This window comes from Humidesulfovibrio sp. (genome assembly GCF_035560995.1).
In the GTDB taxonomy this organism is placed as follows: Bacteria; Desulfobacterota; Desulfovibrionia; order Desulfovibrionales; family Desulfovibrionaceae; genus Humidesulfovibrio.
On sequence record NZ_DATMYK010000284.1, the window covers coordinates 1 to 19,866 of the forward strand.

Sequence of the window (19,866 nt, forward strand, 5' to 3'; positions counted from 1 at the left end):
TCGCCGATGATACTGCGGTTCTAATCGTGGGAAAGTAGGTCGCCGCCAAGACTTAATTTCGAAACGGCCCTGAAGGTAACCTTCAGGGCCGTTTCTGCGTTATGCGGCGATGAGTGAGAATACGTAGCGCCTTGCGTTGACGCGGGATATGGCCCGCGCTACCGTTCTAGTGAGAGTACAAGATTCCCTTGAGGTGCCAAGCATGCAGACCGACCACGCAACCGCCTATGCCTCACCCACAAGAGCCGCTCACGAGGTCATCGTCGAGCAGTACAAAACCTTCGTGGGGACGCACTGCCGAGCCTTTTTCGATACCCTTCCGACCATGATCATGGCGCTCAATTGCTACAGGCAAGTTGTGTTCGCCAATCGTGCGGCCGTAGAGTTTTTGGGGAACGAGGAAGTGGAGGACGTGCTGGGCAAACGCCCGGGTGAGGCCTTGGGCTGCATAAACGCCTTTGTCAGCGCCGGGGGTTGCGGCACGTCGCGCCATTGCCGCAATTGCGGTGCCGTGCAGGCCATTCTGGCCGCCGTGGAAGGCGCCGTGGGCGATGGAGAATGCAAGCTGCTGCGGCGCGAACAGAGCTATCTGGAAGGCCTAGACCTGCACGTGAATGCCACGCCCTTGGCCGTGGGCGGCCAGCAGTTCGTCATCTTCGCCGTCACGGACATCTCGCATGAGATGCGGCGGCGCAGCATGGAGCGCATCTTTTTCCATGATGTTCTGAACCTGGCCGGAGGCATCAACGGGCTTGTGGAGGTGCTGCGGCTGAACAACACCTTCGGCGAAAGCACGGAACTCACTGTGCTGCACTCGGCCACCCAGACCTTGGTGGACGAGATCATCGCGCAGCGAGAGCTTCTGGCCGCTGAGTCCAATGAACTGAAGCCCGCGTATTGTCAGTACGGCTCTCGTGCGCTTTTGGAGCAGCTTTTGGGGCTGTATGCCACCTCTCCGGCTGCGCAGGGCCAGACCCTTGGCCTGGTGGAACCCTGCGCCGACTGCGCGGTGGAGACGGATGTGCGCCTGGCTCAGCGCGTGCTCGGCAACATGATCAAGAACGCGCTGGAGGCCGGACAGCCCGGCGATACCGTCACCCTGGCCTGCGAGGACGATGGCGACGCCTTGCGCTTCCTGGTCCGCAACAGCGCGGTGATACCGGAGACCATCCAGGTGAACATTTTTCATCGGCGCTTCAGCACCAAGGCCGACTCGCGCGGGCTGGGCACCTACAGCATGCTCCTGCTCACCGAACGCTACCTGCTGGGCAGCGTGGGCTTCACCTCTGCGGAGCGCGAGGGCACAACGTTTTATCTCCGTCTTCCCAAGCGCCTCGAATCGGCGTAAAGACACACAGCCTGAATACTGCTGTCGAATCGGGAGAAGCCTGCATGTCTGAAACGCCCCGCGCCACTTTGTACTCCGGCGGCGCCATCGGTTCCGAAGCGGCCTTCGGCGTCGCGGCAGAGGCCAGCGGCCTGGACGAAGTGACCTTCTGCTTCGCCGGGCACGAGCCCACGCGCCAGCGCGGCCTACGCATGCTGAGCGCCGAGGATCTGGCCCTGCGCGACGTGAGCGTGCAGTACGTGAGCAAGCTCATGGGACGCAGCTATCCCAGCCACACGGACGAGGGCAATTTCAAGGCGCTCATCCAAAGCATCTGCTGGCAGGTCATCTCCGGGCAGGAGGTGTTCGTGGTGGGCGAGATCCTGCCCGACCTCACCGTGCGCGGCGGCACGGGTTGGGGCGCGGAGTTCGCCAAGCTGTGCGATAAGCCCCTGTATGTCTTCGATCAGCAGCGCCTGGGCTGGTTCCGCTGGGAGCCCTCCCGCTGGAACCCGGTGCGCAATCCGGTCGTCTCCAAGGCACGGTTCACGGGCACGGGCACGCGCAGCCTCACCGAGGCCGGGGCCCAGGCCATCAGCGAGCTTTTCAGCCGCAGCTTCCGCTAGGACTTTTGCGCCACCATGGCGTAGCGCCCCTTGTCGCGTCCGCCATTGGCGGTGTCCGGCTGGTTCATGAATTCTTCAAGCAGCATGGTGAATCCCAGGCCGCGCAGCATGTGCGCGGTCTCTGTCGGCGTGTGCGAGTCGTAGAAGAAGGTCTGCCCGAACATCTCGTCGGTGAAGGCCGGATGCGCGCTGCCGCCCATGGTGAGCATGAGCCGTCCGCCCTGCTCCAGGCACGCGGCCATGCGCTGAAGCAGCAGCGGGTGCCGTTCGCGCGGGATGTGGAACAGGGTGTCCCAGCAGATGATGGCCGCCGCGGGCTCGTCAAAAGGGTAATCCTCCAGGCTGGACAGCACCCAGCGCGGCGCGCCGGGGCCGTCTTCCGGAAAGCGCCTGCGGGCCAGGGCCAGCAGCTCTCGGGACTGGTCCACCCCGGTGACGCGGAAGCCCCGCGCCAGGACTGCTCCGGCCATGGGCCAGCCGGTGCCGCAGCCCGCGTCAAGCACGTGCGCTCCGGCGGGCAGGCCGCCCAGCAGCAGTTCCAGGTATTGCTCCTCGCGCCCGTAGAAGCCGCTGCGCGCCGCGCCCCACTGCGTGGCCACGCGGTCGTAGGCCGCGCGGTTCATCTCGCCGACATCCATCCGCCTGTCCTCACAAGGGCGAGTGCAGCCGCCCCTGCAGCCGCAAGCCCTCAACCAGCCCAAAACTGCCGGTGAGCATCATGTCGCCTCCGGGTGCCGGGAATTCCGCAGCATAGCCCTCCAGCATGGTCCTGCGCGGACCAATGACCAGGGTGTCGGCAAAGCCGCCCGCCGCCTGCGGCAGGTCCAGGCGCATGGCCCCGTGCCCCCGGTCGTCGAAGATCTCCTCGAAGCTCAAAGAACCCGCGCGGAAGCGCGCCAGCTGGTTCCACAGTCGCGGCGCGTCGATGAGGCCGGTGTGGTGCTCGTATACGCCCCACACGCGCCCCTGGAAGAGCAGGAAGGCCACGGTGTGGCTGTTGCCTATGTTGACCAGGGTCAAGCCCTTCTCGTGCGTCCTGCGGCGTATGGCGGGCTCGAACAGTCCGCCCAGCACTGCGGCCGCCCCGGTATCGGCCACGGGGCCGCCGCCGGTGCAGCGTTGCAGATCGGCCAGGCGCGTGAAGCAGGCGGGCACATCGTGGTACAGCAGGCTTTCCGGCCTGCCCTCGGCCTCCAGCAGCAGTTTTTCCCAGAGCACGAAGCGCCCGCGCCGGTTGCTTTGGCCCGGGTGGAAGCCGTGGTCCTGGGCGCAGGCCACCACAAGGCCGGGCCGGGGCAGGCCCAGGGTGTCCAGGGCCGTGGCCCAGAAGGCGGGATCGTAGTCCGCCGCCAGCAGGGCAAGCGCGCCCTCCGGGCAGTCCTCGCGGATGACGACCCCGGTGGCGGACAGGGCCAGCAGATCGTCGGCCACGGAAAAGGCCGCCGCGCGGGTGGTGGAAAAGGGCAGGCCCGCGGTCAGGTGGGCCTTCATGGCCGAGTGGAAGCCGCCGCCCATGTTGCTGCCGTAAAGATGCACGGCCTGGCCCTTGGCCGTGGCCTGGCGGATTTTGTCCGCCAGCGCGCGGGCCGGGGCGGGCAGCACCAGCTTGGGGCAGTTCTCGATCTCGCGGTCCGGATAGTACAGAAGCACATCCTGCGTGCCGGAGCCGATGTCCAGGCAGAGGATGGGGGAGGGTGCCGTCATGATGCCTCGTTTGCGTTGCGTTAGTGGATGCGCGCGCCGTCGGGCGCATATGCGTCCGGGGCCAGCAGGGTGATGTGCCCGGCCTCGGTGGCCGCGCCCAGCACCAGCACCTCGGAGCGGAAGCCCGCCACCTTGCGCGGCGGAAAGTTCACCACGGCCACCACCTGGCGGCCCACAAGCTCCTCCGGCTGGTAGAGCTGCGTTATCTGCGCGCTGGACTGGCGCACGCCCAACTCGCCGAAGTCGATCCACAGCTTGTAGGCGGGCTTTTTCGCCTCGGCGAAGACTTCCGCGCGCAGAACCGTGCCCACGCGGATGTCCAGTTGGAAGAAGTCGTCGATGGTCGCGCTTTCCGCGGCCTTGGGCAGATCCATGTGTCCTCCCTTGGGATGGGGCGATGAAATGAAGCGTCACCTGCCTGTGATGACAGGTTGTTCCGCCCATGCTACACAATGCACCGGGCGGCAGGCAAGGCCCGCCTGACCTGGAGGGACGCAACGTGGGCCTCTCGCCGCTACTCGCCATCATCTGCGCCATCATTTTCTTCGTTCCCGCGCTCATCAGCGTGCTGGCCTGGCTTGAGAACCAGCGCAGCGGCGAGGACGCGCGCGTGCGCGCGCTGCTGGGCGGCCGCGTGGCCCTGGGCTATGCGCGTGCCTTCGCCAATTCCGTGTGGACCCTGTGGGTGACGGTGCTGGCCCTGCCTCTGGGGCGGCTGCTGGGCTTCCGCTGCGCCGGGCAGGCCTCGGCCAAGCCTCCGGTGATCCTGGTTCACGGCCTGTACCACAACCCCGCGGCATGGTTCGTGTGGCGCTGGCGGCTGCGGCGCGCCGGGTTCACGGACCTGCGCTGCTACGGCTACGCCAGCTTCGGCCGGGAATTCGAGGACATCGCCGGCGGGCTGGCCCGGCTGCTGCGCGAGGCCGCGCGTGATTCCGGACGCGGCGGCTCGGGTGGGCGCGTGCTGCTTTTGGGGCACAGCCTGGGCGGGCTGGTGATCCGCGCGGCCTGCGCGGAAGTGGCCGCAGAGGCGGCCGTGCGCGTGGCCGGGGTGGTGACGCTGGGAACGCCGCACCGGGGCAGCACCCTGGCGGGGTTGCTGGGCATCGGGCGTTTGGCCAGGGGGCTCGCGCCGGGCGGGCGGATCATCCGGGCCGTGCGCGGCTTGCCGTGCATCCCCGCGCCGGGCTTGAGCCTGTATACGCCCACGGACGGCATGGTGCTGCCGCTTTCCGGGGCGCTTTTGGACGAGCGCGAACGCTGCACAGGCTGGACCGAGCGGGCGCTTCCGGCCATGAGCCATGTGGGCCTGCTTTACAGCGCGGAGGCCGCGCGCCAGGCCCTGGCGTTTCTGGAAGAGGTCTGCGGGAAGGGGAGCGGGGGCTAGTCGCCCAGGAGCTTGTGCAGTTCGGCCTTGAGGGCCTCGGGCTTGAAGGGCTTGGTGATGAAGGCGTTGACCCCGGCCTTGGCGGCCACGTCGCGCTGGGAGTTCTCGGATTCCGTGGTGACCATGAGGATGGGCGTCTCGTCGTAGCCGAGGGAGCCGCGCAGCTTGGACACCAGCTCCACGCCGTCCATGACGGGCATGTTCATGTCCGTGATGACCACATCGGCGAACTCGCCGTTTTCCACGTAGGCATAGGCTTCCTGGCCGTTGGCCGCCAGCAGCGGCTCGAAGCCGAGGTCGGTGAGGATGCTGCGGTACAGCGCCAGCATGGACTTGGAGTCGTCCACGGCCAGGGCCTTGCGCGTGGCCACGCGGGCCTGGGGCAGGGTGGCCGCGTCCGCGCGGGAGCGGTCGGTGCCGATCTCCAGCAGGCGCTTGGCGAAGGCGTCCAGAACCTCCTGATCCTGGGAAAGGCGCAAGGCGTCGACGAGCTTGTCGCCCACCAGATCGTCCTTGTAGAGTTCCTGGAACAGGCGCAGCGCGCGCGAGGCGACGATGGCCCGGCAGATGCGCGGGCTGTTCTCCGTCCCGGCGCTGATGCGTTCGGCGATGGTCTTGAGCACGCCGGGCGCGGCGTGGCGCTCCAATCCGGTGACCACAGCCATGAGGATGAGCTCGTCGTTCTCCTCCAGACCGTCCACCAGACAGACCAGACCTTTCAGGGTGCCGATGCGTCCCAGGGCCTCGAAGGCGGCGTAGCGCACGTTGGGATCGGTGAAATGGCCGGAGTCGAAGGCGCGCACCAGGGCGTCGGCCCCTTTGCGCAGGCCGATGAACCCGGAAATGTTGCAGGCCAGGATGCGGTCATCGGTGGCGCCGCTTGCGTACACCTGCTCCAGGTAGGGCAGTGCGGCCTCGCCCAGGCGCACCAGGGCGTCGGTGATGATGCGCCGGGCCGTGGGGTTCTTATGGTGCACGTTTTCCACCAGGAAGCGCACGCTTTCCGGGGTGCCTATGGTCGCCAGGGCGTCGATGGCCTTCCAGGTGGTGATGTCGCAGTGTTCGTAGTTGCCGTCGGTGCCGGCGCTGCTCAGCGCGGCCATGAGGGCGGGCAGGGCCGAGGGATCGGAGTAGACCCCGGCCATTTCCATGGCCATGGCGGCCAGCATGCTGTCTTCGTGGTTCAGGAAGAGACGGAACACCGCAGCGCCGCCCACAGGGCGGATTTTGGCCAGTGAGGCCAGAATCTCCACCAGCTGGTCGGGATCTGTCTCGGTCTGAGCCATGTAGGACAAGGGCTCTGCCGCGGTGGGAAAAGCGTATTCGCCCGCGGTGCGGATGCACAGGGTGCGGAAAGGCTGGCTGTGGCTGGCCAGGCCGGCCACCACGGTGGATTCGCTGGTGCCCAGCACTGCGTTCAGCGCGCCGACGACCATGTAATCAACGCCGGTGTCGCCCGTGGGATTCTCGAACAGATCGACGAGCTCGGGCAGGAACCGAGGATCCTTGCTTCCGGCGATGTCGTTCAGAATGGTGATCTGGTCGAGGAAGTCCTTGCTGCGGAACCCTTCCAGCGTGGCCATGCTACAGTCCTCTACTGCTTGGAGCCGCCGAGGCGGCAAGCGGGGTTACTCGAAGCAGAACTCAATGGTGAAGTTCCCGGCGTCCGTTTCAAAGGGAATGGCCATGATGGGGGACTTGGCGATGTGGGTGATGCTGTGGTTGTCGCCCATGATGACCGTGGGCGTGGAGCCCTGCAGCACCAAGCCTTTTTCCGCCAGCCCGGCGCGAGCCTGGCCGGAGATCATGTTGGTGATCTCGCCCACCGCGTCCTTCACGTCCTGGACGATGTCCTGGATGTCGTCGCCCAGCATGTTTTTGACCATGGCCACGGCGCAGCCCTTCTGGAACGAGATGGAAACGCTGCCGCGCTTGCCGTCGCCCGTCAGGCCGACCAGACCGGTGACATCGCCGGTGGCGATGGAGTTCTTCTTCACAAAAGGCTTCCCCGCCCGGGGGGTGATGAACGCCATGGTGCCGATGACATCCATGGCCGCCTTCACAAAGGGCTTTGCGAGTTCCACATCCATGCGGGTCGTCTCCTTCCATGGTCATGCCCCGAACTGCCGCACGTCCGCAGTTTGCTGCCTGCTTTGCCGGGGCACGTGCAGCGCGGGAATTTGCCAGGGGGAAGCGCGCGGGCGTGCATCACTATCCCTACGTGCCCTTGGGGGACTTGGTCAAGTGCTTTGGGATTCGCCGTGCAAAGGGCGGAAGCCGTCTATGCGAAGGCCAGGGCCAGCACCACGGCCAGTACAAGGGAAGGCAGCAAATTCGAGAGATTGACGCGTTTGATGTCCAACAGGGTGAGGCCGATGCCCAGGATGAGCAGGCCGCCCGTGGCCGTGAGCTGGCTTATGACCACCGGGGTGAAGTGCTGCTGGAACATCCCGGCGAAGATGGTCAGTCCGCCCTGGTACAGCAGCACCGGCAGGAAGGAGAACAGCACGCCGGAGCCGAAGGTGGAGGCCAGCGCCACGGAGGCGAAGCCGTCCAGGATGCTCTTGGTGTACAGCACGGTGGCGTCGCCGCGTATGCCTTCGTCGAAGCTGCCCACAATGGCCATGGCCCCGATGCAGAAGATGAGGGAGGCGGTGATGAGCCCCTCGGTGAACTGCGGGTTGCCAGAGCGCAGCAGGGTCTTGGCGCGTTCGCCCAGGTGCTCGAAGGCCCGGTCCAGGCGCAGCAGCTCGCCCGCCAGGCCGCCCAGCAGGATGGAGAAGATGAGCAGCAGCGGATTGGTGACGGTGAGCGCCATCTTCGCGCCGATCAACAGCACGCACAGGCCCAGGCCCTGGAACACGATGGTGCGGAAGCGCTCCGGGAAGCGGCCGTGCAGGGCCATGCCGACCAGGCTGCCAGCGATGATGGCCGCTGCGTTGACGAGGGAGCCGGTTGGCAGAACCATTTGCAATCCTTGGAGCCTGTGCCCGGTTTGGCGCGTTTGTGGGGACGTTTGGGCTAGCACGGCACCGGTCCGGTGGCAAGTGCGCGCCCCGGCCAAGCGTCAGCTGCGGCTTGACAGGGCACTTGGCTTCTCCTATGAAATCCACTCTCATGCCGGGATGGCGGAATTGGTAGACGCAGCGGACTCAAAATCCGCCGGTGGCAACGCCTTGGGGGTTCGATTCCCCCTCCCGGTACCAAGAAAGAGTAAACGGCTTGCTGTAGACACCAGCAAGCCGTTTTTTTTGTTTCGTCCAGCCGCCTTGTGCGGCTTTGCCCCACGCTCGCCCCGTCCACGGTGCCAGGCGTCGGCCTAATGTGCCCGCCCAGACGTGTCGGCACCGTTCTCACGTCCTTAGCGGTCATCGCAGAGGCTGGCCTCTGTCTTATCCGGATGAATCATTGCGCAATGTGCCAGCGGATATTTTGAGGCATGTCCTTCAATATCCGTTGGATAGCACTCCTTCTCATGGTGCGTGTCCGTGAATTGCATATCGTACAGGCTTTTTTATTGACGCGTTTACTTGTTTTTTGTTATGTCAGATTCGAACCAAGGATGGGGTTTGGCAATGTTCGTTTTTTGAATGAAATGACCATTTATCTTCAGGAGTGGTTAGGAAACGTGCCCCCTGGTTTTCCCTTGAGCACGGAACATTACGTGTGGCTCCTCGGCAGCCTCTGCCAGATCCACCGCATCCCTTTTGAGCCTGGGCTTGCGCTTCAGCAATGCCCCCCGCCGCACACGGCAAGCGTCTTGCTCGACGCTTGCGCGACCCTGGCCTTCACCACCGGATTCCGGCGCGTCGCTCCGGCTGATTGGGCGAAAGCCCCAAAGCCGTGCATCGGCTTTTTGCGGCCTGTGTCAGAGACCGGGGATGAGACCGGGCAAGAGGCCGGGCAAAAGGCTGGGGTCGAAGCGGGCGATGAAATGGTGGATGATGGGGATGCTCCCGCGCGGGGCCCTCTTGCCCCTTCCGATGAGCACCCGCAGCATGTGGCAAAAGTGCTGCAACTGCACCCGGCAGACCAGCAGCCCCCGCCCCTTTCGCGCAAGGCCTGTCCCTGCGCCGGGCTCACGGCGTCCCAGGCCGACCCGGACGGCATGGCGGAAGATTTTGAACCTCCACGCCACCCCGCGCTCATCATCCAGAGCGACGGGGAGAAAGTCCTCTTCTTCCGGGCCTGTTCCGAGACGCCGGAAACCGTGGCCGTTGCGGACTTCCTGGAACTCTTCGAGCCGGAGGTGCTGTTCCTCTCTCGCGAGGCCGAGGCCCAGGGCGGCAGCAAGGACCCGGACCTGACTCCGCACGGCGCCAAGCGCTTCGGCCTGAGCTGGTTCTTCCCGGAGTTGCTGCGCTACAAAAAAACTTGGCGCGACATATTGCTGGGCTCCCTGTCTTTGCAGATCGTCGGCCTCACCACGCCGCTCTGCACCCAGGTCATCATCGACAAGGTGGTGGCGCACCAGACGCACAGCACCCTGGCCGTGGTGGCAGCCGCACTGGTCATCTTCGCCGTGTTCTCCGCGGTCATGACCTGGGTGCGGCAGTATCTGGTGCTGCACACGGGCAACCGCATCGACGCCGTACTGGGCAGCCAGGTGTTCCGCCATCTGTTGCGCCTGCCCCTGCCGTACTTCGAGAACCGCCCCACAGGCGTGCTTGTGGCCCGCTTGCGCGGCGTGGAACAGGTGCGGGAGTTCCTGTCCGGCGCGGCCTTCAGCGCCTTGCTGGACTTCCCGTTCCTGTTCATCGCCCTGGCGGTGATGCTGTGCTACAGTTGGCAGCTCACGCTCATCGCCGTGTTCCTCATGGGCGTCATCTGCATCATGAGCGCGGTGGTGACGCCCATTTTCCGCCAGCGCCTGGACAAGCAGTTTCAGACCGGCGCGCGCGCCCAGGCCTTCCTCACCGAGTACGTGTCGGGCATGAACACGGTGAAGTCTTTGCAGATGGAGCCGCAGTTGGAGCAGCGCTACGGCGGGCTCATCGCGGCCTACCTGTCCTCCGGCTTCGCCACGCGGCAGGTGGCCAACACTTACAACTCCGCCGCCAACACCGTCGAGCAGGTCATGAGCATGGCCATACTCATCGTGGGCGCGCTGCTCGTGATGCAGAACGACGGTTTCACCATCGGCATGCTGGTGGCGTTCCAAATGTTCACCTCGCGCATGAGTCAGCCCATGCTGCGCCTTGTGGGCCTGTGGCAGGAATTCCAGCAGACGCAAGTATCCATTGCGCGGCTGGCGGACATCATGGACATGCCTGCCGAGCCCCATGCGTTGACCCCCATGCGCGAATCCTCCGGCGTCGGCAAGATCGAACTGAAAGAGGTGAGCTTCCGCTACTCCGAGGAATACCCGTATCTGTACCGTGGCCTGGATCTGACCCTTGAACCGGGCAAGCTCACGGTCATCATGGGGCCCTCCGGCTGCGGCAAGAGCACGCTGGCCAAGCTGCTCATGGGCTTCTACATGCCCAGCGAGGGCCAGATACTGCTGGACGGCCGGGACATCCGGCGCATGGCCGCCAACGAGCTGCGGCGCAACTACGGCGTGGTGCCTCAGGAGACCATGCTGTTCTCCGGCAGCATCTACGACAATCTCATCGCCGCGCACCCGCACGCGGACTTCAAGGACATCGTGCAGGCCTGCAAGTTCGCGGAGATTCACGATGTCATCGAAAAGCTGCCCCAGGGCTACCAGACCGAACTGGGCGAGCACGGAGTTGGGCTCTCCGGCGGGCAGCGCCAGCGCTTGGCCATCGCCCGCGCGCTCTTGAAGCGCCCGAAAATACTCATCTTCGACGAAGCCACAAGTAATCTGGACGCCGAGACGGCGGAGCACTTCGCCCGCACCATTAACCGTATCAAGGGCAAGACCACCATGCTTTTCATCGCCCACATGCTGCCCAAGGCGCTGCAGGTGGATGAGGTGGTGCGGTTTGGCGGGCCGGAGAGCATGAGCCAGGGCTCTGGCGCGGGCGGGACGCAGGCTGCGGGGCCGGGCAAGGACGGAGCGTGACAGCGTAGCCGAATCAAAGGGTTCTGAATGGAAAGGGGCTGCCTGCAAGGGCAGAATCACACGGGTATGAACAACATAGAGGGAATGACAGATGGCAAAGACGGAGATGAACACTGAGAAAGCGGAAGCGAAACCGGCTGCGGCCCCTCAGGCCGGAGCCCCTGAAACGGCAGAGCGCGGACAGCGGTTCGACCCGTCGCCGGTGCTCGGCATGGTCGTTGGGCTCATGATGGACAGCCCGATGCATCAGCACCTGTTTCTGGCGGATGTGAAATGGCTCGTGCTGCCAGCCCTCGCCTTGCAGCAATACAGGATCTTCAGGAAGGATGGCGTTCCCGTCGCCTATGTGTCCTGGGCCATGCTGACCGAGGAGGCCGAGAACCGGCTCAAACAAGGACAAATGCGTCTGCGCCCGGATGAGTGGAAGGCCGGCGAGCGTTCCTGGATAATCGATCTTGTTGCGCCGTATGGCGGACAGCAGGAAATTCTTGCCGACATCAAGAAGTCCGTGTTTGAAGGGAAGACGCTCCGCGCCGTGCGCCCCGCATCAGCCGGGCAAGGCTCCTCTGTCGTCGAGCTCTGAACGCGCTGGTTTGGCCGAGCCGCCGGAATCTGGCGCGCAGCGGCAGGGCAAAACTCTTTGACCGGAGCATGAGCCGTGGAAGAATTGGAAGCAGCCAGGCAAGAGGCCCTGCCGACCCTTTACAGCGGGCCGCAAATATTCGGCATCGCCTTGGCGTTGTACCCGGCTACGCCGCTGTTTCTTGTCGGCCGGAACTTCCAAGCGCTTCGGATGTTCAAGGCGTCTGCTGTCTGCTTCGCACTTTTTTTGGTCATACCGACGCTGTTCAATGTATACTACGAGGATGTCCTGGCAGCGGCATCCGACAGCGTATTTGTTGCAATTGCGCTGTTCTACGTTTGCAATACGGTGCCAGCGCTGCTGTTGCATTCTCTGTTTCGCATCAATCCGCTCCGCTATGCTTCGACTTCGCCGAAGAATTCTTCCGTCGTGGCCACAGCGCTTGTGGCAACGGCCTTGTCCTTCATCCTTCCCTTTGCGCTCAAGGTCGCCTCGCATACCTATTCCGTATGGCTGACACGGCAGGGAGCTGCGCAGGCCAAGGCCGGCAGCACCGACCAAGCCCACGCGACCTATGCCAGGAGCGCACAGGTGGCGCTGCTGTTCCGGCATTACGACCTGGCCTCGGCGCATTACACAGGGCTCGCCTCCCGCTTGCTGAAGGCGGGCGACGGCGATGGCGCGCTCGCTGCCTTGGATACGGCAGAGGCGTATGCGAAAAAATCCCGGAGCGCGTTTTGCGAAAAGATAGCGCTGCGAGGCAAAAGCGAGTGCTTTCTGGCGCGCAAGGATTATGCCTCGGCCTTGGCGTTCACGCTCGCCTCGTCGCAGATTGACGGCGGGGCCGACTTCACGGCGGACTACGCGCCCGAGCAGGTGCGGATTGGCGCACTGTACCTGAAGACCGGCGATCCCGCGGGGGCCATCGGCCCCTTGCAGCGGGCCCAGGTCCGCTACCGGCAGATGGGCAACAAGCAGGATCTCGCCGTGGCCTCGGCTTTTTTGGGCAGCGCGTTTGCCAGCATGGGGCAGGCGGAATCCGCCCACGCGGAGTTCCAAAACGCTGTGCAACTTTATGAGGAACTTGGCGCCCAGAAAGTGGTCAGTCATTTGAAGCGCGTCATGCTGGGTGAACAGCCGCTCAGCTTTGGCGTCCCCTAGGAAGCCTGCGGGAGCAACAGCCTCGCGGGCGTTTTTGCGTCCAAATGTATAGCGCATACTATTTTAATTCTTGTTGTTTATGTTTTCCCGGAGATCAACCAGCAAAATGGCGGAGGGCCAAATGAACGCTGCTGCTTTTTCCCCGTACGACGACGTCCTGTTCACGGACAGCATGTTGACCAAACCCGTCGCCCCCACCGGGGAGAGTTGGCAGGCCTATGCTCAGAGGTACTTGGCGGACCTCTCGAAATTCAACGATTACTTTGGAGCGTTTGACCCCCGTTTCCTGCCCTATGCGAAAAAGGCCGGACTTGTCGGCCTGGCGCTGACAGCCGCCGACACGGCCCTTGCCCTGCAGCGGGGGGACGCGAAAGGCGCCATAGGCAACCTGACCGAACTTGTGCTGGGCACCGTCACGGGCGTCGCAGTGGGAGCGGTCACCACGGCCCTGGCCTTGTCGCCCATCGTGGCGACGGCTGTCGGTGTCGCCGCTGTCGCAGGCGTCGTCTGGGGGGTCGGCAAGCTCTTCGATCCCCTCGTCATCGACCTGGACCAGGACGGTATCGAGCTGCGTCCGCTCCAGGCCTCGGAAGTGCTGTTCGACATGCGGGCGAACGGCACGCTCCAGGCCACGGCCTGGGTCGGCGCGGATGACGGCATCCTGGTGCAGGACATGAACGGGGACGGACAGATCAACAACCTCACCGAACTTTTCTCCGAGTCCCATACCCCTGGAATCTCCACCGGGCTTGGAGCTTTGGCCGACCTGGACCGGAATTTTGACGGTGTGCTCGACGCCCAGGACGCGGCCTATGCGGATGTGCGCGTGTGGCGCGACCTGAACCAGAACGGCGTGGCCGACGAAGGCGAGCTCGCGACCCTGGCCGAGACGGGCGTCGTATCCATAGAGCTGAATGCCCAGCACGTGGAGGAGCAGGACGCGGACGGCAATGTCATCCGCTCGCGCTTCACCTTCACCGGTGACGGCGTCCTCAACGCCGGGGGCGAGATGGCCGAGGCCGCGCTCATGAGCGCCGAAACAGGCTTCACCCTTCTGGGCGCAAGCAACGGGGTGAACCGCTACCAGTCGCCGGACGGCACGGTCTTCGGCATTGCCGAGAATGACGCGCCCCTTTCCCTCGATCTTGCCCCAGCCGGGCTGAACGCGGTCATCGGCGGTGCCGGGGCCGACAGCTTCAGCGCCGGCGGCAGCGCGCCCGTGGCCATGGATGGCGGAGCCGGGGCCGACACCCTGACGGGTGGAGACGGCGCGGACTACCTGGTGGGCGGAGGCGGTGCGGACCAGCTTTTCGGCGGCGCGGGCGACGACGTCCTGGTCATCGACGCTACCACCGCGCTGGTGAACGGCGGTGCCGGCCGCGACACGGTGATCGTCTCCGGGACCGGCGGCGTTGTGCTTGATCTCGCTGCTGCGCAGATCGAGGAATTCTACGGCGGCGCGGGCAACGATACGATCACCGCGGCCGGAAGCGCCGAGGCGCTGTATGTGACGGGCGGCGCCGGGCAGGATGCGCTTTCCACCGGCGCAGGGGATGACACCCTGGTGGGCGGCCTTGGCGACGACACCCTGGCGGGCGGGGCCGGAACGGACTTCGCCGTGTACCAGGGACGTCAGGCGGACTATCAGATAACCACCAACGCCGACGGCTCCATAACCGTTGTGGACACCAACACCGCAGACGGCATTGACGAAGGCGCTGACACCCTTACCGGCATTGAGCGGCTGAGCTTCGCCGACGGGATCATCCATACCGACGGCACGAACAACGCGCCAGCGGCCGGAGCCGTGGCCTTCGCGGAGCGCGGCGCTGGCGCGCTGCTCATGACCGCGGCGCAACTGCTGGCGAACTCCAGCGACCCCGACGGCGACGCCCTGCGCATCCTGGCCGTGGGCAAGGCCGTGAACGGCACGGTGATGCTGACCGCAAACGGCGATGTGATGTTCAAGCCTGCGGACGGCTTTGTGGGGCAGGCAGGTTTCGAGTTCACCGTGTCCGACGGCAACGGAGGCCAGAGCCGGGCCAGAGCGAGCATCTCCTGCGGATTGGCGGAGCCCACGGACACGTACTATGCGCGGCAGTGGCACCTCCAGGCCATCAACGTCGTGGATGTCTGGGACGACTACACCGGCGCGGGCGTGCTCGTGGGCATCAACGACTTCGGGGTGGACCCGAACCATCCGGACTACGCCGGGAACTACGACACGGCCAAGGATTGGGACTACGCGCATGGCGATGGCGATCCGACCCCGCAGGAATCCACCCACAACCAGAATCACGGCACGGCCATGGCCGGCCTCATCGGAGCGCAAAGAAACGGCCAGGGCATGGTGGGCGTGGCCTACGGCGCAACCCTCGCCGGCTTCTGGCAGAACGGAAGATCCTACGCCGGGCAGCAGAACGTCGATGTTTCCGCCAATTTCAGCGGCCCCCTGGGCTGGGCCACAGACAGCAGCGGGGCCAAAATCCGCAACCCCCTGAACACGATATACTCGCCAGATGGCATCGACGCCCAGCAGGCCGCGGAACTGAACGCCGCCGTCACGCAGGGCCGCGCGGGGCTGGGCACGGTGGTCGTCAACTCCGCGGGCAATGACCAGGATTTCGAGGAAGACTCCAACAGCTTCTATCCCTTCAACGCCCGGCAAACCATCGCCGTGGGCGCGCTGGACACCACCGGGAAGATGGCGGCGTTCAGCCTGTCCGGCGCAAATGTCCTCGTGTCCGCTCCTGGCGTCAACTGCCTGTGCACGGACCGTCCAGGGGCGGCGGGCTATGAGGACGGCACGCAGACCATCTCCGATCCCGCCTACTATTTCGGCAGCGGCACCTGCCCCGCGGCGGGCATTGTGGCCGGTGTGGCCGCGCTGATGCTTGAAGCCAACCCGGCCTTGGGCTGGCGCGATGTGCAGGAAATCCTGGCGTATTCCGCTTGGCAAAGCGATGCGGCAGCCAGCGGGCTGCAAACCAACGGAGCCAAGAACTGGAATGGCGGGGGGCTGGTGTCCGGAGCCCAGGGCGGCTTCGGCATGGTGGACGCGCGTGCGGCCGTGCGCCTCGCGGAGACCTGGATCAGCCAAGGCACCAGCGCCAACGAGGCCTCGCTGACGCAAAGCCGTTCGGTGGCTCTGGCCATTCCCGATGGCGGGGCGGGCGGGGTGAGCGATACCTGCACCGTATCCACGGGCCTGAACATCGACCATGTGGAGGTGGCGGTCAACATCGGCCATGCCAACATCGGCGATCTCGAAATCATCCTTACCTCCCCGGACGGCACCAAAAGCGTGCTGCTCAACCGGCCGGAAGTCGATCCCACCGTTCCGAACAGCGCGGGCGCATCCGAGGACGGCATCAACTGGACCTTCATGAGCACCCGCCACTGGGGCGAGACCGGGGCGGGCCAATGGACCCTGACCGTCAAGGACCTGCGCAGCGGCAACACCGGCACCCTGAACAACTGGTCGCTCAAGCTCTACGGCGACGCCCTTTCCGCCGACGACACGTACATCTACACCGTGGACTACGCCGGGTTCACCGGCGACGCCAACGCGGGCCGCCGCCTGCTGACGGATTCGGGCGGTCTGGACACCATCAACGCCGCCGCGGTCAACGCCGCGGCCCTCATCGATCTGCACGCGGGCGCCGCGGGCCGGATTGCGGGCAACGCCTTCGGCATCGCCGCCGGAAGCGTCATCGAGAACGCCTTCAGCGGCGACGGCGACGACACGCTCATCGGCAACGAAGCGGCCAACTGGCTGCGCGCGGGGCGCGGGAACGATGTGCTCGAGGGCGGCCTGGGCGCAGACACCCTGGACGGAGGCAGCGGTGACGACACCGTCAGCTACGAACATTCCTCCGCCTCGGTGGCGGTGAACCTCGCCAACGGCACGGGCCTGGGCGGCGAGGCGGCGGGGGATGTGCTGCTCCAGGTGGAGAATCTTGTGGGATCGCACTACGGCGACGCGCTCACCGGCGATTCGCAGGCCAACTGGCTTGAGGGCGGCGTGGGAAGCGACACCTTGAGCGGCGGCGCGGGCCATGATCTGCTTGAGGGCGGCGAGGGGGCGGACCGGCTGCTTGGCGAGGAGGGCGACGATACGCTTTTCGGCGCGGCGGGCGACGACACCCTTGAGGGGGGCGCGGGAACCGACACGGCGGTATTCCGTGGCTACGCCTCGGAATACACGGTGACGACGGTCAACGGCGTCACCACGGTCAGTGGCGCGGACGGAGTGGACACCCTGACCGGTGTGGAACTGCTCCGTTTCGCGGACACGGAGCGCTCCGTGACGCCCAATGGCGCTCCCACGGCCACGGCGGCAAGCCTCAGCGGAGCCGAGGACCAAGGCATATCTCTGCTGGTGAGCGACCTTCTTGGCCTGGCCTCTGACCCGGACAACGACGTCCTCTCCTTCCTTGGCGTGGAGAGTCCTTCCCATGGCGCCGTGGCGCTGACCGCCTCGGGCACGGTGATCTTCGTGCCGGAGAAGGACTATGTCGGCGAGGCGGGCTTCTCTTACCGGGTGAGCGACGGACGCGGCGGCGAAAGCTCCGCCCGGGTCAGCATCACGCTCGGCGCGGTGAACGACGCCCCCGCGGCGGTGCTGTCCGTGGTCGCCCTGGCGGCCGGGCAGAGCGTTGCCGGCCAGCTTGCGGCGACGGATGCCGACGACACCCCGAGCGCCCTGCGCTACACCCTCCAGACGAGCGCGGGCCACGGCTCCGTGAGCCTGGGCGAGGACGGAGCCTACGTGTACACCGCGAACGCGGGCTATGCCGGAGCCGACGCCTTCTCGTACACCGTCACCGACGCCTCGGGCGCGGCCGTGGTGGGCCAGGTGGCCGTGCAGGTGGCGGGCCCGTCGCGGGCGGGGCAGACCTTCCAGGTCAACACGGCGTCGCGCCAGAACATCGGCACGGACATCGAAACGAGCATCGCCCTGGCGCCAAGCGTTGCGGCCCTTTCGGGCGGCCGCTTTGTGGTGGCCTGGGCCGCCGCGGACGCCGACGGCTACGGCGTCTGGTGCAACGTCTTCGACGCGGGCGGCAACCCCCTGGGCCAGGAGCGGCGGGTGAACACCTGGACCGAGAAAGACCAGAGCCACGTCTCCGTCTCCTCGCTCTCCGGCGGCGGCTATGTGGTCGCCTGGGCCTCCGAGGGGCAGAACGGCCCGTACACCAGCATCCAGGCCCAGCGGTTCGACGACGCGGGCGTTCCCCAGGGCGGAGAGTTCCGGGTCAACGCCTCCGCCCAGAGCGAGAACCTCATGCCTGTCGTCACCGGCATGGCCGACGGCGGGTTCATGATCGCCTGGTCCGGCTATCAGGCCGATGGCGACAATTGGGGGGCGTGCGCACGCAGGTTCGACGCCTCGGGAATCGCCCAGGGCGGCGACATCCTGCTGAACACCACGTCGCAGGACATCCAATCCATGCCGCAGATAGCCTCCCTGGCCGGCGGGCATTTCGTGGCCGTCTGGCAGTCCAACCTTCAGGACGGCAGCTCCACAGGCGTTTACGCCCAGATATTCGACTCCAAGGGCGGCAAGATCGGCGGCGAGCTCCAGATCAACACCTGGACGGACGACTATCAGGGCGCGCCGCAGGTTGTGACCCTGGCGGGCGGCGGGTTTGTCGTGGCCTGGACCTCGTACTTCGAGGACATGAGCTACCACGGCATCTACGCCCGGCGGTTCGGAGAAGACGGAAGCCCCCTCGGGCCGGAATTCATCGTCAATGAGGACGACAGGGCCGGCTCCCAGCTGTACCCGCGCTTGGCAGCCCTGCCGGATGGCGGCTTCGCGGTGAGCTGGGCCAGCTACAACAACGCCCTGGTGAACCAGCGCAGTTTTCTGGCGGACGGCACGCCCACAAGCTCTTTCGTCACCCGGGGCAGTTTCAATGGGACGGAATACGCGGCGCCGACCCTGGCGGCGCTGGACAACGGCGAAACCGTGGTGGTGTGGCAGACGGCCGCCACGCAGACCGCTCCCACTGAGCTGCGCGCGCAGATATCCGGCCAGTACGGTTCCTCCTTCGCCAGCATGTATCTTTCCGGCTCGGACGGAAACGACACCCTGCAAGGTGCGGAGGCCGCCGACATCCTGCGCGGCAGGCAAGGCCGGGACATGCTGTCCGGCGGCGCGGGCGACGATATTCTGGACGGCGGCGCGGGCGCGGATACGCTGTCCGGCGGCGCGGGCGAGGACACGGCCTCGTACAAGTACTCCGGGCAGGCGGTGCAGGTGAATCTGCTCTCCGGCTTGGCCCAGGGGGGAGACGCGGAGGGTGACAGTCTGCAGTCCATCGAGAATGTTCAGGGTTCCGGGTTCGGCGACACGTTGACCGGCGATGCCGGAGCCAACCGCCTGGAAGGCGGCGCCGGAGCCGACAGCCTGTACGGCGGCGCGGGAGACGACACCCTGGTCATTGACCGCGCGGACCTCGATTCCGGCATCCTGGATGGCGGCGAGGGGCTGGACACGCTGCGCGTGGTGGAAGACGGCGGCGGGTACGTCCTGAAGCTGGCCGGGCGCGGCATCGAGCAGGCCTTCGGCTCCAACGGAGCAGATACCATCATCGGAGATGGACAGCACAACGGCCTGCATGGCGGGGCCGGGGCGGATGTGCTGTCCGGGGCGGGCGGAAACGATACCCTTGACGGCGGCGCGGGCAACGACGCCCTTTCCGGCGACGACGGCGCGGACGTGCTGACCGGCGGCGAGGGAATGGATTACCTGTCCGGCGGCGAAGGCGCGGACAGCCTCTCCGGCGGCGCGGGCGACGACGTGCTGCTGGGCGGCGCGGGGAACGACACCCTCCGCGGCGACGGCGGGTGGGACATCCTCGCGGGCGGCGCGGGCAGTGACACCCTTGAAGGCTGCAACGCGGGGGAAACCTACCACTTCAATGCCGGGGACGGGGACGACACCCTGCGCTCCAACGGCGTTCTGGGCTCCTTCAGCTTCGGGCCGGGCATCAGCATGGAGGATCTGCACTGCGCCGGCAGCGGAGACGATCTGACCATTTT

14 protein-coding genes and 1 tRNA gene are annotated in these 19,866 nt (G+C 65.8%); 8 read left to right on the plus strand and 7 right to left on the minus strand.

What is annotated here, in order from left to right; genetic code table 11:
- The first annotated feature begins 202 nt into the window (after positions 1 to 202).
- Positions 203 to 1,348, plus strand: coding sequence for an ATP-binding protein (locus VN419_RS11045; RefSeq protein ID WP_325647285.1), 1,146 nt, complete (start codon positions 203 to 205; stop codon positions 1,346 to 1,348).
- Between the two features lie 44 nt (positions 1,349 to 1,392).
- A complete protein-coding gene (locus tag VN419_RS11050) occupies positions 1,393 to 1,953 on the plus strand; it encodes a hypothetical protein (protein ID WP_325647286.1) in 561 nt (186 codons plus the stop codon).
- Here the strand turns inward: VN419_RS11050 and VN419_RS11055 are convergent.
- From VN419_RS11055 to VN419_RS11065, 3 genes are read right to left on the minus strand one after another with little or no spacing between them, the layout of a single operon-like run.
- Positions 1,950 to 2,591 carry a class I SAM-dependent methyltransferase gene (locus VN419_RS11055; protein WP_325647287.1) on the minus strand — a complete coding sequence of 214 codons (642 nt, stop codon included), beginning with the start codon at positions 2,589 to 2,591 and terminating at the stop codon, positions 1,950 to 1,952. The two genes, VN419_RS11050 and VN419_RS11055, sit on opposite strands and share 4 nt — an antisense overlap.
- A gap of 10 nt (positions 2,592 to 2,601) precedes the next feature.
- A complete protein-coding gene (locus tag VN419_RS11060) occupies positions 2,602 to 3,657 on the minus strand; it encodes a DUF1786 domain-containing protein (protein WP_325647288.1) in 1,056 nt (351 codons plus the stop codon).
- A gap of 20 nt (positions 3,658 to 3,677) precedes the next feature.
- Positions 3,678 to 4,031 (minus strand): tRNA-binding protein, encoded by a 354-nt coding sequence (locus VN419_RS11065; RefSeq protein ID WP_325647289.1) that lies wholly within the window; start codon positions 4,029 to 4,031, stop codon positions 3,678 to 3,680.
- A gap of 125 nt (positions 4,032 to 4,156) precedes the next feature.
- Here VN419_RS11065 and VN419_RS11070 point away from each other — a divergent pair, with 125 nt between their 5' ends.
- Positions 4,157 to 5,044 (plus strand): esterase/lipase family protein, encoded by an 888-nt coding sequence (locus VN419_RS11070; protein WP_325647290.1) that lies wholly within the window; start codon positions 4,157 to 4,159, stop codon positions 5,042 to 5,044.
- Here VN419_RS11070 and VN419_RS11075 read toward each other — a convergent pair.
- From VN419_RS11075 to VN419_RS11085, 3 genes are all read right to left on the minus strand, one after another.
- Entirely contained in the window at positions 5,041 to 6,627 is a 1,587-nt protein-coding gene (locus tag VN419_RS11075) for a response regulator (protein ID WP_325647291.1), read from the minus strand. The two genes, VN419_RS11070 and VN419_RS11075, sit on opposite strands and share 4 nt — an antisense overlap.
- Before the next feature lie 45 nt (positions 6,628 to 6,672).
- Positions 6,673 to 7,134, minus strand: coding sequence for a chemotaxis protein CheX (locus VN419_RS11080; RefSeq protein ID WP_325647292.1), 462 nt, complete (start codon positions 7,132 to 7,134; stop codon positions 6,673 to 6,675).
- Positions 7,135 to 7,325: 191 nt separating this feature from the next.
- Positions 7,326 to 8,012: a DUF554 domain-containing protein gene (locus tag VN419_RS11085; protein ID WP_325647293.1), complete on the minus strand. Its 687-nt coding sequence runs from the start codon at positions 8,010 to 8,012 to the stop codon at positions 7,326 to 7,328.
- A 151-nt stretch (positions 8,013 to 8,163) separates the two neighbouring features.
- Here VN419_RS11085 and VN419_RS11090 point away from each other — a divergent pair.
- A tRNA-Leu gene (locus tag VN419_RS11090) sits at positions 8,164 to 8,250 on the plus strand.
- Positions 8,251 to 8,912: 662 nt separating this feature from the next.
- On the opposite strand, the gene VN419_RS11095 is transcribed toward VN419_RS11090, so the two are convergent.
- Positions 8,913 to 9,044: a hypothetical protein gene (locus tag VN419_RS11095; protein WP_325647294.1), complete on the minus strand. Its 132-nt coding sequence runs from the start codon at positions 9,042 to 9,044 to the stop codon at positions 8,913 to 8,915.
- On the opposite strand from VN419_RS11095, the gene VN419_RS11100 reads away from it, so the two are divergent.
- The 4 genes from VN419_RS11100 to VN419_RS11115 form a co-directional block, all read left to right on the plus strand.
- Entirely contained in the window at positions 9,045 to 11,072 is a 2,028-nt protein-coding gene (locus tag VN419_RS11100) for a peptidase domain-containing ABC transporter (RefSeq protein WP_325647295.1), read from the plus strand.
- Between the two features lie 91 nt (positions 11,073 to 11,163).
- Complete coding sequence (locus VN419_RS11105; protein WP_325647296.1) at positions 11,164 to 11,655, plus strand: toxin-activating lysine-acyltransferase; 492 nt, start codon at positions 11,164 to 11,166, stop codon at positions 11,653 to 11,655.
- A 75-nt stretch (positions 11,656 to 11,730) separates the two neighbouring features.
- Positions 11,731 to 12,816, plus strand: a complete 1,086-nt coding sequence (locus tag VN419_RS11110; RefSeq protein ID WP_325647297.1) for a hypothetical protein — start codon at positions 11,731 to 11,733, stop codon at positions 12,814 to 12,816.
- 121 nt (positions 12,817 to 12,937) lie between these two features.
- On the plus strand, positions 12,938 to 19,866 hold a 6,929-nt coding region (locus VN419_RS11115; protein WP_325647298.1), incomplete at its 3' end, for a cadherin-like domain-containing protein.

Bases quoted from the DNA above. Each gene is read 5' to 3' on its own strand.
- VN419_RS11050 (WP_325647286.1), top strand. From the start codon at position 1,393: ATGTCTGAAACGCCCCGCGCCACTTTGTACTCCGGCGGCGCCATCGGT.
- VN419_RS11045 (WP_325647285.1), top strand. From the start codon at position 203: ATGCAGACCGACCACGCAACCGCCTATGCCTCACCCACAAGAGCCGCT.
- VN419_RS11060 (WP_325647288.1), bottom strand. From the start codon at position 3,657: ATGACGGCACCCTCCCCCATCCTCTGCCTGGACATCGGCTCCGGCACG.
- VN419_RS11105 (WP_325647296.1), top strand. From the start codon at position 11,164: ATGGCAAAGACGGAGATGAACACTGAGAAAGCGGAAGCGAAACCGGCT.
- VN419_RS11055 (WP_325647287.1), bottom strand. From the start codon at position 2,591: ATGGATGTCGGCGAGATGAACCGCGCGGCCTACGACCGCGTGGCCACG.
- VN419_RS11085 (WP_325647293.1), bottom strand. From the start codon at position 8,012: ATGGTTCTGCCAACCGGCTCCCTCGTCAACGCAGCGGCCATCATCGCT.
- VN419_RS11080 (WP_325647292.1), bottom strand. From the start codon at position 7,134: ATGGATGTGGAACTCGCAAAGCCCTTTGTGAAGGCGGCCATGGATGTC.
- VN419_RS11075 (WP_325647291.1), bottom strand. From the start codon at position 6,627: ATGGCCACGCTGGAAGGGTTCCGCAGCAAGGACTTCCTCGACCAGATC.
- VN419_RS11065 (WP_325647289.1), bottom strand. From the start codon at position 4,031: ATGGATCTGCCCAAGGCCGCGGAAAGCGCGACCATCGACGACTTCTTC.
- VN419_RS11095 (WP_325647294.1), bottom strand. From the start codon at position 9,044: ATGCTGCGGGTGCTCATCGGAAGGGGCAAGAGGGCCCCGCGCGGGAGC.